The following is a 14,298-nucleotide window of genomic DNA, read 5'->3' as shown; positions in this document are numbered from 1 at the left end:
GATCAGCACCGGGGCAATTCTAATCCACTTTTTTTGCAAAAGGTAAGGTCTTTTTCCATTAATCTGTCACGGTACTGAAAGTGGGGCAAAAATGAGCGATTTCAGCTGTTTAACCCAGCGGAATTATTGCTAATTATTAATTGATTAATGCTTATTAATGATATGAAAATGTTATTCGTGGCGCGCGAACTTAACAAACATGGCGATATGCGCCGGCTAAGGCAAAATCCCGTTTTCAGTCGCGGGGCGAAGTCGCTACAATAAACAAACACGAAGTGAAGGATTAAGGAAGGCAAAAATGAGTACTGTTGAAAAAATTCAGCGCCAGATCGCAGAAAACCCGATCCTGCTGTACATGAAAGGTTCGCCGAAACTGCCAAGCTGCGGTTTCTCTGCGCAGGCGGTACAGGCGCTGTCTGCCTGTGGTGAGCGCTTTGCGTACGTAGACATTCTGCAAAATCCGGATATCCGCGCTGAGTTACCGAAATACGCCAACTGGCCAACTTTCCCGCAGCTGTGGGTGGATGGCGAGCTGGTCGGCGGCTGTGACATCATCGTTGAGATGTTCCAGCGCGGCGAACTGCAACCGCTGATCAAAGAGACCGCTGAGAAGCACAAAGAAGCAGAATAAGAAAAAGGCCGACAGCAGTGTCGGCCTTTTTTTTGGCTGCGGTCTGACGGGCCTCAGGCTGAGGCATCGTCTTCGGCCGGCTCTTCACTCACCGCCAGCGGCCAGCCGCCGAGGCGTTTCCAGCGATTCACCAGTTCGCAAAATAGCGTGGCGGTCTGTTCGGTATCGTACAGCGCCGAGTGCGCCTGAGTGCTGTCAAAATCTATTCCCGCCGCTTTACAGGCCTTCGCCAGTACCGTTTGTCCCAGCACCAGCCCGCTCAGCGCGGCGGTGTCAAAGGTGGCGAACGGGTGGAACGGGTTACGCTTCATGCCGGTGCGCTCTGCCGCCGCCATCAGAAAATTATGATCAAAGGTGGCATTGTGCGCCACGATAATCGCCCGGTTACAGCCGCTGTCTTTGGTGCCTTTGCGCACCATTTTGAATATGGCGTGCAGCGCCTCATATTCACTCACCGCGCCGCGCAGCGGATTGCTGGGGTCGATGCCGGTAAACGCCAGCGCTTCGGGATTGAGAATCGCCCCTTCGAACGGCTCCACGTGGAAATGCAGGGTTTCATCGCGGTGCAACCAGCCATCCTCATCCATTTTTAACGTGGTGGCGGCGATTTCCAGCAGCGCATCGGTTTGCGCATTGAAACCGGCGGTTTCAACGTCAATCACCACAGGATAAAAACCACGGAAGCGTTGATGGAGAGCGTTTAAGGCGTTCGATTCAGACATCAGGATCTCATTGCAGGAAATGGGGCAGCGCGCATTATGGCAAAAATCGGCGCAGGGTGCAGCAGGAGAGGGAAGTCAGCCCGCAAATTAGCAGGCTGACTAACGGCATTAGTTGCCGAGGCCGTGACCGGCGTGTTTGTTTTCGATCAGCTCGATTTTGTAGCCGTCCGGATCTTCCACGAAAGCGATGATGGTGCTGCCGCCTTTGACCGGGCCGGCTTCACGCGTGACGTTACCGCCCGCCTGACGGATGCGGTCGCAGGTCGCCGCGACATCATCCACGCCCAGCGCGATGTGGCCGTAGGCATTGCCGAGGTCGTATTTATCCACGCCCCAGTTGTAGGTCAGCTCAATGACCGCACCTTCGCTCTCTTCGGTGTAACCCACGAAAGCCAGGGTGTATTTGTATTCGGTGTTTTCGCTCTGACGCAGCACGCGCATGCCCAGCACGCGGGTGTAAAAATCGATGGAGCGCTGCAGATCGCCAACGCGTAACATAGTGTGAAGTAAACGCATAACATCCTCTTTTCTAAAGTCATCAGGGAACCCGCTTAGTATAGCGAGGGAATGCCCTGAAGAAAGCACGCGGCCGCACATCCGCTGCGGCCACGTTTGACTTACAGTGTCGGGTAGTCGGTGTAACCTTCCGCGCCGCCGCCGTAGAAGCTCTCCGGACGCTGCGGGTTAAGCGGTGCATCCTGCTGCAGGCGCGTCACCAGATCCGGGTTGGCGATGAAGTCACGGCCAAAGGCCACCGCGTCAATCAGGCCACGCGCAATCAGATCGTCCGCTTTTTCCACGGTATAGGCACCGGCACCGATAATCACGCCCGGGAAGGCGGCACGCACTTTCTGACGGAACTCATCGGTGTAAGGCTTACCGCCCGCCCAGTCAGGCTCAGACAGGTGCAGATAGGCGAGGCCGCGCTTGCCCAGTTCGCTGATGTACCACAGTGCCGCTTCTTCTTCATCCGGACCGTTTTCCAGATTCTGGAAGGCGCCGATTGGCGAGATGCGGATACCGATGCGATCGGCTGACCAGTTAGCAATCGCCGCATCGACCACTTCCAGCGCGAAACGGCCGCGCTTCTCAATCGAACCGCCGTATTCATCGGTACGCTGGTTAGAACCCGGTGCGAGGAACTGATGCATCAGATAGCCGTGCGCAGAGTGCAGTTCCAGCAGATCAAAATCGGCGTCGCGCGCATTGGCTGCCGCCTGGCCGAAGTCTTTAACGATCTGCTGAATTTCTGCCACGCTCAGTTCACGCGGCATGGAGGTATCTTCGCGATACACGCTGCCGTCGGCGGCGCGCAGCGAGGTGCGGGTGCCAGCGGCGAGCGCGGACGGTGCGACCGGCGCTTTGCCATCCGGCTGCACGCTGTTATGCGAGATGCGGCCGGTGTGCCACAGCTGAACGGCGCTGTGACCGTGCGCGGCGTGAATGCCTTCGTTAATCATTTTCCACGCAGCAATCTGCTCCGCGGTGTGTAAACCCGGCGCACCGGCGTAGCCTTTCGCCTGGAACGAAACCTGGGTGGCTTCGGTAATGATCAGACCCGCGCTGGCGCGCTGCTGATAATACTCCGCCATCAGCGGGGTAGGAATATCGCCCGGTTCAATGCTGCGCAGACGCGTCAGCGGCGCCATAAATACACGGTTAGGTACGGTAATCGCGCCCACTTTCAGCGGGGTGAACAGCTGTTTACTCGCCATGATGACTCCTGTAATAGACCGGTCGTCTAGAAATTGCCGTTTTTAAAAATCAGCGGTGATTAAGCCACTGTTCGATGGTGTCGAGCGCCATGCTAATCGGCCCGGGCTCACGTGAAATCTTGCTCTGCAGGCTGGCACCCAGCCACAGCAGATAACAGCGTTGCGCCAGCTGCTGCGGGCTTTGCCCATAGGGCAGCGGCTGTTCGGCTGCGACCTCCGTCAGACAGCGTGCGTAAGCCGCCGTGATGGCCGTAGCACCGCGCTGCAGCGCATCGCGCATCGGCTCTGACAGATCGCACACTTCGCCGGAAAGCTTAACGCCCAGACAGCCGACGATGTGACCCTGCTCAATAAACAGCCGTTCCGCGTAGCGAAAATGCTGCAATAAGCGTTCGCGTGCAGTAACGCCGGGCTGGGTCAGCTGCTGTTCAACCTGCTGCTGATAGTTGACGAAATAGCGCTCCAGCAGCGCCACACCGAACGCTTCTTTCGAGCGGAAGTAGTGGTAAAACGAGCCTTTCGGCACTTCCGCCAGCGCCAGCATTTCGCTCAATCCCATGCCGGTGAAACCGCGCTGCAGGCAGACCTGCTCGCCGGTGGCGAGCAGATGTTCACGGGTTTCGTTGCGTTGCACTGTCTTGTTCATGGCAGGCAGAGTATTAGACCAGTCGGTCTAATGCAATCCTCAGGCGCGATTCTGGCACGATTTGATCATATCCAGCTGCGGCTGATACTGCTGCGTCTGGATGTTGAACAGGGCGAGCACCGTGTGGAACAGATTATCCTGTGACACCGCTGTCTCTGCCGCCTGCTGGCGCAGACAGGCCTGATCAATGTGATACGCCGCGGCGTAGCCCGGCGACATCCACAGCAGCAGCGGGATGTGCGTCTGCTGCGACGGCGCAAACAGGTACGGCGCACCGTGCAGATACATGCCGTGTTCGCCCAGCGATTCGCCATGGTCGGACAGGTACACCAACGCCACGTTAAAGCGATCGCTCAGACCCTTCAGCTTATCGATGGTGCGACTCAGCATATCGTCGGTGTACAGCAGCGAGTTATCGTAGGTGTTGACCAGCGCCTGGTGGTCGCAATCCTGAATCTGATTGCTGTCGCAGGTCGGCGTAAAGCGCTGGAACGCGGCCGGATAGCGCTTAAAGTAAGCCGGACCGTGGCTGCCCATCTGGTGCAATACGATGATGCCGTCATTGTGCAGGCTGTCGACATAGTTATCAAAACGATGCAGCAGGACGTCATCGAGGCAGAAGCCATCGTGGCAGTATTGTGGCAGCTGCCACTGCGTCATATCGGTATGCGGCACGCGGTCGCAGGCACCTTTGCAGCCGCCGTCGTTTTCGCGCCAAAGCACACTGACTCCGGCATGGGCCAGCACATCCAGCACGCCTTCCTGATGATGGGCGAGGTTCGCGTCATAGTGCTCGCGTGGCATATTCGAGAACATGCACGGCACCGAAATGGCGGTTTCTGTGCCGCAGGAGCTGGCGTTGGGATAATAAATCACCTGCTGCTTTTTCAGCTGTGGGTTGGTGTCGCGCGCATAGCCGCCGAGGGAGAAGTTCTCCGCGCGCGCAGTTTCGCCCACCACCAGCACCACCAGCGTCTTCTTCGACCCGGCGGTGATTAGCGGTCCTTTCTTCGCATCTTCGCCAATCTTCACCAGCGCCTGGCTGCCCTGCAGATAGCGCTGATCGACATAATGGCCGGTGCCGCTGACAATATTGGCTGGGGTGATCATCTTCACCAGGCCTTTGTTATTGCGGATCAGCGAAGCGTAGTCTTTGTAGAACAGCACAGCCATCAGCAGAATCACCAGTACGGCACCGAGCGCACTGGCGAGGCGCTGCAGCAGGTTCCACCACCAGCGCTGGCGATTGCTGATACGGACGCTGCACACCAGCGCCACCGGAAGAATGCCCATCAGCAGCATCCAGATGACATAGTTGCGGCTCATCAGCGCGCCGGTTTCCTGCGCATTTGACTCAAACACGTTTTCAATCATGTTGGTGTCGATGACCGTACCAAAGCTGTGCATAAAGTAGTTGGCGGCGGCGCTGGCGAGAATCAGCACAATCAGCAGCGGTTTGCGTATCCACGGCCAGGCCAGTAGCGAGAAGAGCAGATAAAACGCCGCGACCAGCACCACCGGCATGCTGGCGGCGAACAGGTAATCATGCACGCGGGTGTAGGGAATAATTTCCCACGCGCGCAGTAAAAACAGGGCATTGAGGACAAAGGCAAAGAACAACGCGGCCAGTAAATTAAAACTGTTGTCGTGACACTGTAACTTAGAGGTCAGTTTCATGGAGACTCATCGGAATAACAGAATATGACAATCGTATGAATTGAAGATGAGGAAAACCTTAACCGCGTCTCCTTACCTGATTGATTCCCTGACTATCGCCACGGTCACGGAAGCTGGCGTGGTTGTCGCCGTGTACAGTACCAGTAATAACGGTTTATGCCTTGCACTATGTCACTAAGCTGTTATCAATAAGAGTGGATAGGTTCATTGCGGAGGTGATGTGGCTGAGCAATTAGAGTTTTTTCCGGTTCCGAGCCCCTGTCGCGGTATCTGCCAGAGCGATGCGCGCGGCTATTGCCGTGGCTGTCTGCGCAGCCGGGAGGAGCGCTTCAACTGGATGAAATTCAGCGATGCGCAAAAACGCGAGGTGCTGCGCCTGTGTCGTCAGCGCCTGTTGCGCCTGCAGCGTCAGCAAAAAGTTGATGAAAATCCTGATCCACAGCAACCGGAGCTGTTTTAAGAAAACGTGGCGTACGCATTTGGTTATACTCGCGCTTTCGCTATTGCGCAGAAGGGAGTTTAACCATGTTACAACCGCAACCTATTGCCCCGCAGGGACCCGCTTTTTCGCCGCTGATCGCCGGTTACTGGCGGCTGATGGAGTGGGGCATGACGCCACAGCAGCTGGTGCAGTTTATTGAGCATCATCTGTCATTGGGCATCACCACCGTTGACCACGCCGACATCTATGGCGACTATCGCTGTGAAGCCGCGTTCGGCGAAGCGCTGCGCCTGGCACCGCAGCTGCGCCAGCAGTTGCAAATCGTCACCAAGTGCGGCATTGCCACCCGCGCGAAACCCGAGCATAAAATCGGTCACTACATCACCGAAGCCAGCCACATCCTGCACAGTGCGGAAAATTCCCTGCGCCACTTTGCCACCGATTATCTCGATCTGCTGTTGATTCACCGTCCGGATCCGTTAATGGATGCGGATGAAATCGCTGAAGCCTTCCTGCAGCTGCACCAGAGTGGCAAGGTGCGTTATTTTGGCGTCTCCAACTTTACCGCTGCGCAGTTCACGCTGCTGCAATCCCGCCTGCCGTTTAGCCTGGTTACCAACCAGCTGGAAATCTCACCGCTGGAGCAGTCAGCGCTGCTCGACGGCACGCTCGACCAGTGCCAGCAGACGCGTATGCGCCCGATGGCGTGGTCGTGCCTCGGTGGCGGCCGCCTGTTTAACGATCCGCACTACCAGCCGCTGCGCGATGAGCTGGAACAGGTGCGTCAGGAGATCGGTGCCAGCAATATCGAGCAGGTGGTGTATGCCTGGGTAATGAAGCTGCCCAGTCGTCCGCTGCCGATTATCGGTTCCGGTAAAACCGCGCGCGTCAGCGACGCAGTGAAAGCCTGTGAACTGACGCTGGATCGTCAGCAGTGGTTCCGTATTCGCAAGGCGGCACTCGGCTACGATGTGCCCTGAAGCGTAAATCTGCGTCAAACTACGGCAGCCTGGGCAAAAGCGGTCCAGGCTTAGAGGGAATCTGAACCGTAAGGAGACGTTATGAAAAAAACCATTATGGCCGTGCTGACGCTGGCGTGTGCTGCCGGTGCACACGCGGCGTCAGAAGACGTGACGCTGCATCAGGTGACGGCGCAGGGTATCGGTGAGTCGATCGGTAAGGTGACCATCAGCGAAACCCCGTATGGTCTGCAGTTCGCGCCGGCGCTGAGCGGGCTGAAACCTGGCATTCATGGCTTCCACGTCCATGCCAAAGGCAGCTGTGAGCCCGGCGAATCCGCCGGCAAAACCGTGGCGGCCGGCGCGGCGGGCGGTCACCTCGATCCGCACAACAGTGGCAAGCACCTCGGTCCGTACGCTGACGGTCACCCCGGCGATTTGCCCGCGCTGTATGTCACCGACGACGGCAAAGCCAGCTATACCGTGGTGGCGCCCCGCCTGAAATCGCTGAGCGAGATCAAAGGCAAAGCGTTGATGGTGCACGTCGGCGGCGATAACCATGCTGACCATCCGCAACCGCTTGGCGGTGGCGGGGCACGTCTGGCCTGCGGCGTGATCTGACTACCGGGCGGCGACGGGCCTGACCCGCCGCCGCCGCGCAGAAAAATTCTGACCCATTTTCCTGCTACTCAGCAGCAACATTCCATCCTATGATGTTGATTCAGGAACGGAACCGCTCAGGGGCAGGCATGAAAACGCGTGGGATTTTGCTGTTGTGTTTAGCGCTGGTGGGCTGCGATCGCCCGAATGATACCCAGCTGCGACTGGAGGCCAGCCGTCAGCTGCAGCGAGATATAGATACCAATCCGCTGCGCGCCAGTTGTGAAAATATTGCCCGCGGCCGCGAATGGCTGACGCAGCATACCCTGCAGCGGCTGCAAGCCAAAGGCTGTCAGAACGTCCTGCGCAGCGCCACCGAAACCAATTTCATCCATACCGAAATCCGCCGTCACAGCATCACCGTGGTGTGTGGCGGCATTCAGGGCACCAGTTTTACCGGCAGCACGCTGGCACGGCGCTTTATCTACTCGTCGGACGAGAAAGCGCTGGTGATCGAACCGATGTCTGAGCAGGATAAAACCCGCTTTGAAGGGCAGAAGACCCTGCAGCAGCTGCACGATGACTTTGATCGGCAGTTTACCCAGTACTGTGAATGATCAATCCGGCACCGCCTGACGCAGCTGCGCCAGCGAACAGCGCAGGCGCCACAAAATACCCGCCAGGGTGTTCGCGTCGCTCTCCGGCTGCCCCTGAAGCTGATCAATGGCATGCTGCAGCGTATCCAGCGCGGTCTGCAGCGAGTCGTGACGCACACCGCGCAAACTCATAATGCGCTGCAAGTCCTGCAGACTGCTGTCGCGCAGCTGCGCCAGCGCCGGTGAGCGGGGTTGCCAGGCGCGCAGCTGCCAGACAATGTGCGAACAGTTCAGCAGCACCACGCCCCAGCGCAGCAGCCACAGGCGCGCCTGCTCATCACGGCTGTGGCTCAGCTGGCTGATGTGATGATAAATCTGCGATTCAAACCGGCTTTCACTCAGGCGCGGCTGGCGACGTAGCTGATCGAGAAAAGCGTGGCGCAGCGACCGGATATGGCGTCGGCTGCGGCGCGCATCAGAACCCGGCTGTAACACCTGAAACGCCAGCCACGCCAGCAGGACGCCACACACTTTTGCCAGGTTATCGTTAAGGAAGCTCTGGAAATCCCAGTCTGGCGGATTACTTACCGCGATAAACGATCCCATAAACACAATAAACTGGCCCCACAGCGCGGCGCGTTGCTTCTGTTGCAGCTTAAACAGTTGCAGCGTCAGCAGCAGCGGGAACAGCAGCAGCAAAAACTGCCACAGCGCGCTGATTTGCACCATCAGACCAAACTGCAGCACAAAACTGAACAGCGACAGCCACAGCAGCGTCTTCAGCAGCAGCGACACGCTGCCGCCGGGCGAAGGCGATGACGAGTAGAGCACGCAGGCAATAGCGGTAAGCGTCAGCGCGGCGGCGCCAGCGTCCCACTGGGTCCCGATCCAGAACGCGCAGCCCAGCATGATCACGCTAAAGGTGCGCAGCGCACTCCAGCCAGCTTCGGCACTGTCGCTGGCACGTGCCAGTGCCGGCGCGTACGGTGGCTGGAAACGGGTGTCAGCGTCGGCGCGCTCGATCAGGCGAATCCAGCGCTCCACATTCAGCCACACCCAGCAGAAGTAGCGCAGCCGCTGGACAAAAGCACGCTGGCGGAAATCACCGTGCACGTCCGGTGTGATGCTGCGCAGAATCTGCGCCAGCCGGTATTTATCACACTGCGGCTGCGCCAGTTCGTGCAGCAGCTGTTGCATTGCGCTGTACAGCGCCTGCGGCGCGTCGGGCCAGTTAAGCAGCATGCGCCGCAGGCTGGAGAGCACGCTGGTCAGGCGCAGCTGCTGATGCAACACGTAGTTAAGCACGTTATTTTGCCGGCGGAAGCGATAGTGGCTCCAGAAGGCCTGAATGCGCAGCAAATTCATGGTAAGGATCTGGCTGATCACCGTTTCGTGGGCGGTGCGCACATTTTCTGTGCTGCTCTGCTGCAACAGCAGCACCGCGTGGTCAAGCAGGCGGGTGTGCATCTGGCGCAGCGATAGCATCAGTGCGCTGCCGTCCGAGGTGCTGGGCAGGATCATCATCATCAGCCCGGCGCAGAGAATCCCGACGATCACTTCGCACACGCGCGCCTGGGTGATGTCCCACAGCTGGCTAACGTCGCTAACGTTAACGCTGCTGAAGGCGATAATCGCGGCGGTGTAACCGGCCAGTGAAAAGGCGTAGGCCACATTGTTTTGAAAATGGCTGGCGACCCAGGTGCAGAGCGCCAGCCAGCCGGCCATGAAAAAGGCAAACAGCCACGGTTCGTTGAGCGTATGGCCGGCAATCAGCAGCGCGGCGCTGGCACCGAGCAGGCTGCCGACGATGCGGCCCAGGCTTTTGCTGATGGCGCCGCCGACGGTGGGAAAACTCACCACCGCGGCGGACGTCATGGCCCAGTAAGGCTGATCCAGCTGCAGCGCATACGCCAGGGTGAGCGCAAGACACATCGCGATTGCGTTACGTAACGCATAGCGCCACTCGCCGCCGGTTGCCTTTATCCACGGCAGATTGTGCCAGGCCAGCCACTGCAGATTCATACCGGCCTCAGTGCGCGACAGAGATGGTGCAGGTGGTACCGGCCACCAGCGGCACATTATCCGGTACCGCGTTTAGCCGGATACGCACCGGGACGCGCTGCGCCAGCCTGACCCAGGGCACGTTGGGTTTGATATCGGGCACCAGACCGCCGTCGCTGGCGATGCTTTGATCGTAAATGGCCCGCCCGATGCTCTCCACCTGGCCCTGCAGTCGTGCGCCGTTACTATACAGCACGATTTGCGCCGCCGCGCCGGGCCGGATATGACGCAGTTTGGTCTCTTCGAAATAGCCCATCACATAGTAAGAGTGGCTGTCGATCAGCGCGAACAGTGGCGTACCGGCCGTCGCGTAATTGCCGGCACGCAGCGTCAGGTTACTGACCCAGCCGTCGGTCGGTGCCGTCACTGTGGTTTGCTGCAGGTTCCAGCGCGCCTGATCGAGCATCGCCTGTGCGGCTTTCGCTGTGGCGGCCGCCGCATTCGCGTTGAGGCGCGCCGCGTCCATATCCTCAGCGGAGATCACGTTACGCGGCAGGCTGGCACGGCGATCCGCCTCATGCTGCGCTTTGGCGAGGTCGGCCTGCGCCTTCGCCAGCTGGGCCTGCGCATTGTCCAGCGCAATCTGCCACGGCACCGGATCCAGCGTCAGCAGCACCTCGCCTTTATGCACGAACTGATTGTCGCGCACGGCCAGCGTGCTGATGCGGCCGGAAACCTCGGGCGTCACGTCCACCAGTTCAGCGCGCACTTTGCCATCGCGCGTCCACGGGGCCTGCATGTAGTAGTTCCACATCCACCAGCCTGCGAGCAGCGCCAGGGTAAACACCACAAGGGTAGAAAAGTACTTAAAGGGGTTGAATTTCATGGTGATTTATCCGAGGCTCAGTATCCACAGTGCGCCGCTCACGCACAGAACAAACAGTGAGAGATCCATTAAGGTGGGGTGCCAGACATCGCCGGAGTAGATCCAGCCGCGCAGCAGCGGATGAATCAGCAGCCAGAAAAAGAAGCCCAGCAGCACCGCTTTGAACAGCGGCGGGAAGAACAGTGAGGCACCAAACACCAGATCGGTCAGCGGCGCCGTCGCGGTGAGCGCGAAGATTGACACGTGGCATCATCCTTTTTACCCGGGCACGGTTAAATCAAGTGTAGACAGCGGGCGTGCCGTCTGGCCCGGGATTTGTAATTTGTCCTGTAAACTCGCAGAATAGTGTAAAATCTGGCTTGATAGCTAGCAAGCTAATTATAAGGAGATGAAATGGATACGCCGCTTGGAACAGATCTGTCTCGCCTGGTGCGCATCTGGCGCGCGTTGATCGACCAGCGTCTGAAGCCGCTTGAGTTGACACAAACCCACTGGGTGACGTTGCACAATATTCATCAACTCCCGCCAGAGCAGTCGCAGATTCAGCTGGCGAAAGCCATCGGTATTGAGCAGCCGTCGCTGGTGCGTACGCTGGATCAGCTGGAAGAGAAGGGGCTCATCACCCGCGCCACCTGCGCTAACGATCGCCGCGCCAAGCGCATCAAGCTGACCCGTCAGGCTGAGCCGATCATTGAGCAGGTCGAAAACGTGATCGACGCGACGCGTGACGACATCCTCTCCGGCATCAGTCTCGAAGAGATCAATCAGATGGTGACGCTGATTGCCCGGCTGGAAAAAAACATTCTCGAGTTGCAGAACCGCGAGAAATAAAAAAACCGACGCACTGGCGTCGGTTTTTTTTATCTGTGCGCTTAGCGCGGAGAGACGGTGACCTGGCTGCCGTTGGAGGCCATCACCACGCGCTGGCCGACTGAGTAACGGCTGGCGGACTGCTTCTGCACCACCATAATGGTATTGCCGTCATCCTTACGGATCTCCAGCTCTACGCCGTCAGATTTGTTGAGCGCACCCTGCACGCCCTGACCGGCTACGCCGCCCAGTACCGCACCGCCGGCCGTTGCCAGACTGCGCCCCGCGCCGCCGCCAATGGTGTTACCGAGGAAACCACCCAGCACCGCACCGCCAATGGCACCGATCACATTACTGTCATCGCCGCCCTGAATTTTTACCGGACGCACGGATACCAGCGTACCGTATGAGACGCTTTGAACCTGCTTGGCTTCGCTGGCGCTGTAAACATCGCCGGAAAGGGTATCGTTATTAACACAGCCAGCCAGCGTGATACCCGCCAGGGCTACGGCTACGAAACGCTTAATCATGAGAAAGCTCCTTAATGCAAAAAAACGCCATATTCTCGTCCTGTACTGCAACAGTATAAGTCAGAAAATGGTCAATTGACGCGATGTCCGAACAATATGCGGCTGGGCCGAAGCATAGACCACCGCCCATCAACAAAAATTCAATTGCCGGATGAAAATAGTTTGCTGCCGGAATGCGTGTCGCAGCGCAGTTGAAAAGCGGAAATTTATCATAGAATTAGCCCCGGTAATTTGCCAGGCTAAACACAGATGCATTGCAGGCCCGCAAACGGGTAAGGAAGCGCTATGAAATCAGGACGCTATATCGGCGTGATGTCCGGCACCAGCCTGGACGGCGTAGACGTCGTGCTGGCCGCGATCGACCAGCATATGGTGGCGCAACAGGCCAGCTACTGCCATCCCATCCCGCTGGCGCTGCGTCAGCAGGTGCTGGAAATTTGTCAGGGACAGACGCTGACGCTGTCGCAGCTCGGTCAGCTTGATACCCGGCTCGGCCAGCTGTTTGCGGAAGCCGTACTGACGCTGATGCAGCAGCAGGCGCTGGAGGCCAGCGATATCATGGCAATTGGCTGCCACGGCCAGACGGTGTGGCACGAACCGCAGTCGGCGGCACCGAATACGCTGCAAATTGGCGACAATAACCAGATTGCTGCTGCGACCGGCGTCACGGTGGTGGGCGATTTTCGCCGCCGTGACATGGCGCTGGGCGGCCAGGGCGCACCGCTGGTACCGGCTTTTCACCAGGCGTTGCTGATGGACAGCGTTGAACGGCGCATGGTGCTGAATATTGGCGGCATCGCCAATCTGTCGCTGCTGATCCCCGGTCAGCCGGTGCGCGGCTTTGATACCGGGCCAGGCAATATGCTGATCGATGCGTGGATCTGGCGCCACAAAGGCCTGCCGTTTGATAAAGATGCCGGCTGGGCGCGCAGTGGCCAGGTCGTGCCCGCGCTGCTGGAGCAGATGCTCGGCGATCCGTGGTTTGCGCTGCCGCCACCCAAAAGCACCGGTCGGGAATACTTCAACCTGGGCTGGGTGGAACAGCAGCTGCAGCGCTTCCCGGCGCTGGCCCCGCAGGATGTGCAGGCAACGCTGTGCGAGCTGACCGCGCTGACCATCGCCCATCAGGTACAGCTCAACGATGGCTGCGATCGTCTGCTGGTGTGCGGCGGCGGCAGTCGCAATCCGCTGCTGATTGCGCGGCTGGCCGCGCATCTGTCTGGCACTGAGGTGGGCACCACCGATCAGGCCGGTATCAGCGGTGATGATATGGAGGCGCTGGCCTTTGCCTGGCTGGCGTTCCGCACCCTGTCCGGGCTGCCGGGCAATCTGCCGGCGGTAACCGGCGCGCGCGAAATGAGCGTGCTGGGTGCCATCTATCCCGCCAATCCCCACGCAATACGTTAAGGAGCAAACATGAAGAAGATGATCGTGCTGGCCGGCACCCTGACCTTACTCAGCGGCTGTGGTATCTGGCATAAACCCGCACCCGCGCCAGAGACGTTACATTACCAGTGTGGCACGCTGCCGCTGACGGTCACTCTGGACAACGCGAAGCAGCAGGTAAGCTTTATTCTGGACGGCAAACCACTCACGCTGACCCAGACGGTGTCTGCCTCCGGCGCGCGCTACAGCGATGGGACCTACGTTTTCTGGTCAAAAGGCAATGGCGCCTTTGTTGAACGCAACGATAAAATCGTGATTAATGATTGTGAACTGCAGAACGCGGATGCCTCCGCACAGTAAGAGAGAACCGGGATACCAGCATGAGCGACAGTGACAGCTTGCAACACATTGCCCACCTGCGTCGGGAGTACACGCGCGGCGGGCTGCGGCGCAAAGATTTGCCAGATACTCCTCTGGCGCTGTTTGAGCAGTGGCTGCAGCAGGCGTGCGCCGCGCAGCTGCCCGATCCCACCGCCATGACGGTGGCGACGGTGGACAGCAGCGGCCAGCCCTATCAGCGCATCGTCCTGCTTAAACACTACGATGAGCAGGGCATGGTGTTTTACACCAACCTCGGCAGCCGTAAAGCGCTGCAGCTGGCGGACAATCCGCGTATTTCCCTGCATTTTCCCTGGCA

18 protein-coding genes are annotated in these 14,298 nt (G+C 58.7%); 9 read left to right on the top strand and 9 right to left on the bottom strand.

All coding sequences use genetic code 11. The features are described from left to right. The first annotated feature begins 298 nt into the window (after positions 1-298). A complete protein-coding gene (locus ERD80_RS18015; protein WP_021506217.1) occupies positions 299-631 on the top strand; it encodes a Grx4 family monothiol glutaredoxin in 333 nt (110 codons plus the stop codon). Between the two features lie 53 nt (positions 632-684). Here the strand turns inward: ERD80_RS18015 and rnt are convergent, their stop codons facing one another. From rnt to eptA, 5 genes are all read right to left on the bottom strand, one after another. Beyond that, positions 685-1,353, bottom strand: a complete 669-nt coding sequence (gene rnt / locus ERD80_RS18010) for a ribonuclease T (RefSeq protein WP_021506216.1) — start codon at positions 1,351-1,353, stop codon at positions 685-687. Positions 1,354-1,461: 108 nt separating this feature from the next. Then, positions 1,462-1,869, bottom strand: a complete 408-nt coding sequence (gene gloA / locus ERD80_RS18005; RefSeq protein ID WP_021314698.1) for a lactoylglutathione lyase — start codon at positions 1,867-1,869, stop codon at positions 1,462-1,464. A 101-nt stretch (positions 1,870-1,970) separates the two neighbouring features. After that, entirely contained in the window at positions 1,971-3,068 is a 1,098-nt protein-coding gene (locus tag ERD80_RS18000; RefSeq protein ID WP_136547930.1) for an alkene reductase, read from the bottom strand. A 49-nt stretch (positions 3,069-3,117) separates the two neighbouring features. Further along, the gene (locus ERD80_RS17995) at positions 3,118-3,714 is read right to left on the bottom strand and encodes a TetR/AcrR family transcriptional regulator (protein WP_136547928.1); all 597 of its coding nucleotides are present in this window, start codon (positions 3,712-3,714) and stop codon (positions 3,118-3,120) included. A 39-nt stretch (positions 3,715-3,753) separates the two neighbouring features. After that, positions 3,754-5,391 (bottom strand): phosphoethanolamine transferase EptA, encoded by a 1,638-nt coding sequence (eptA, locus tag ERD80_RS17990; RefSeq protein WP_136547926.1) that lies wholly within the window; start codon positions 5,389-5,391, stop codon positions 3,754-3,756. A gap of 220 nt (positions 5,392-5,611) precedes the next feature. Between eptA and ERD80_RS17985 the strand changes: the two genes are divergently transcribed. The 4 genes from ERD80_RS17985 to ERD80_RS17970 all read left to right on the top strand — a co-directional run bounded on the left by ERD80_RS17985 (position 5,612) and on the right by ERD80_RS17970 (position 8,009). Further along, complete coding sequence (locus tag ERD80_RS17985; protein ID WP_021506211.1) at positions 5,612-5,851, top strand: DUF1289 domain-containing protein; 240 nt, start codon at positions 5,612-5,614, stop codon at positions 5,849-5,851. Positions 5,852-5,916: 65 nt separating this feature from the next. Next, positions 5,917-6,813, top strand: coding sequence for an aldo/keto reductase family oxidoreductase (locus tag ERD80_RS17980; RefSeq protein ID WP_136547925.1), 897 nt, complete (start codon positions 5,917-5,919; stop codon positions 6,811-6,813). A gap of 81 nt (positions 6,814-6,894) precedes the next feature. Beyond that, entirely contained in the window at positions 6,895-7,413 is a 519-nt protein-coding gene (gene sodC, locus ERD80_RS17975) for a superoxide dismutase family protein (protein WP_136547923.1), read from the top strand. Between the two features lie 128 nt (positions 7,414-7,541). Continuing rightward, the gene (locus tag ERD80_RS17970) at positions 7,542-8,009 is read left to right on the top strand and encodes a hypothetical protein (RefSeq protein WP_136547921.1); all 468 of its coding nucleotides are present in this window, start codon (positions 7,542-7,544) and stop codon (positions 8,007-8,009) included. Here ERD80_RS17970 and ERD80_RS17965 read toward each other — a convergent pair whose 3' ends face one another. The 3 genes from ERD80_RS17965 to ERD80_RS17955 are packed head-to-tail and all read right to left on the bottom strand — an operon-like array spanning position 8,010 to position 11,118. After that, positions 8,010-10,010 (bottom strand): FUSC family protein, encoded by a 2,001-nt coding sequence (locus ERD80_RS17965; RefSeq protein WP_136547919.1) that lies wholly within the window; start codon positions 10,008-10,010, stop codon positions 8,010-8,012. A gap of 7 nt (positions 10,011-10,017) precedes the next feature. Then, entirely contained in the window at positions 10,018-10,875 is an 858-nt protein-coding gene (locus ERD80_RS17960) for an HlyD family secretion protein (protein ID WP_136547918.1), read from the bottom strand. A 6-nt stretch (positions 10,876-10,881) separates the two neighbouring features. Continuing rightward, entirely contained in the window at positions 10,882-11,118 is a 237-nt protein-coding gene (locus tag ERD80_RS17955) for a DUF1656 domain-containing protein (protein ID WP_021506205.1), read from the bottom strand. Positions 11,119-11,268: 150 nt separating this feature from the next. Between ERD80_RS17955 and slyA the strand changes: the two genes are divergently transcribed. Next, positions 11,269-11,706, top strand: a complete 438-nt coding sequence (slyA, locus tag ERD80_RS17950; RefSeq protein WP_010618966.1) for a transcriptional regulator SlyA — start codon at positions 11,269-11,271, stop codon at positions 11,704-11,706. Between the two features lie 41 nt (positions 11,707-11,747). On the opposite strand, the gene slyB is transcribed toward slyA, so the two are convergent. Then, positions 11,748-12,215, bottom strand: coding sequence for an outer membrane lipoprotein SlyB (slyB, locus tag ERD80_RS17945; RefSeq protein WP_021506204.1), 468 nt, complete (start codon positions 12,213-12,215; stop codon positions 11,748-11,750). Between the two features lie 285 nt (positions 12,216-12,500). Here slyB and anmK point away from each other — a divergent pair, with 285 nt between their 5' ends. From anmK to ERD80_RS17930, 3 genes are all read left to right on the top strand, one after another. Continuing rightward, positions 12,501-13,622, top strand: coding sequence for an anhydro-N-acetylmuramic acid kinase (anmK, locus tag ERD80_RS17940; RefSeq protein WP_136547916.1), 1,122 nt, complete (start codon positions 12,501-12,503; stop codon positions 13,620-13,622). Positions 13,623-13,631: 9 nt separating this feature from the next. Continuing rightward, entirely contained in the window at positions 13,632-13,961 is a 330-nt protein-coding gene (locus tag ERD80_RS17935) for an MliC family protein (protein WP_021506202.1), read from the top strand. A gap of 20 nt (positions 13,962-13,981) precedes the next feature. Beyond that, on the top strand, positions 13,982-14,298 hold a 317-nt coding region (locus tag ERD80_RS17930), incomplete at its 3' end, for a pyridoxal 5'-phosphate synthase (RefSeq protein ID WP_136547914.1).

Origin of the sequence: Pantoea sp. R102 (genome assembly GCF_004916815.1) — a bacterium.
Taxonomy (GTDB): Bacteria; Pseudomonadota; Gammaproteobacteria; order Enterobacterales; family Enterobacteriaceae; genus Pantoea; species Pantoea dispersa.
The sequence above is the reverse complement of the archived record's forward strand: the minus strand, read 5'-3'. Positions and strand labels throughout refer to the sequence as shown.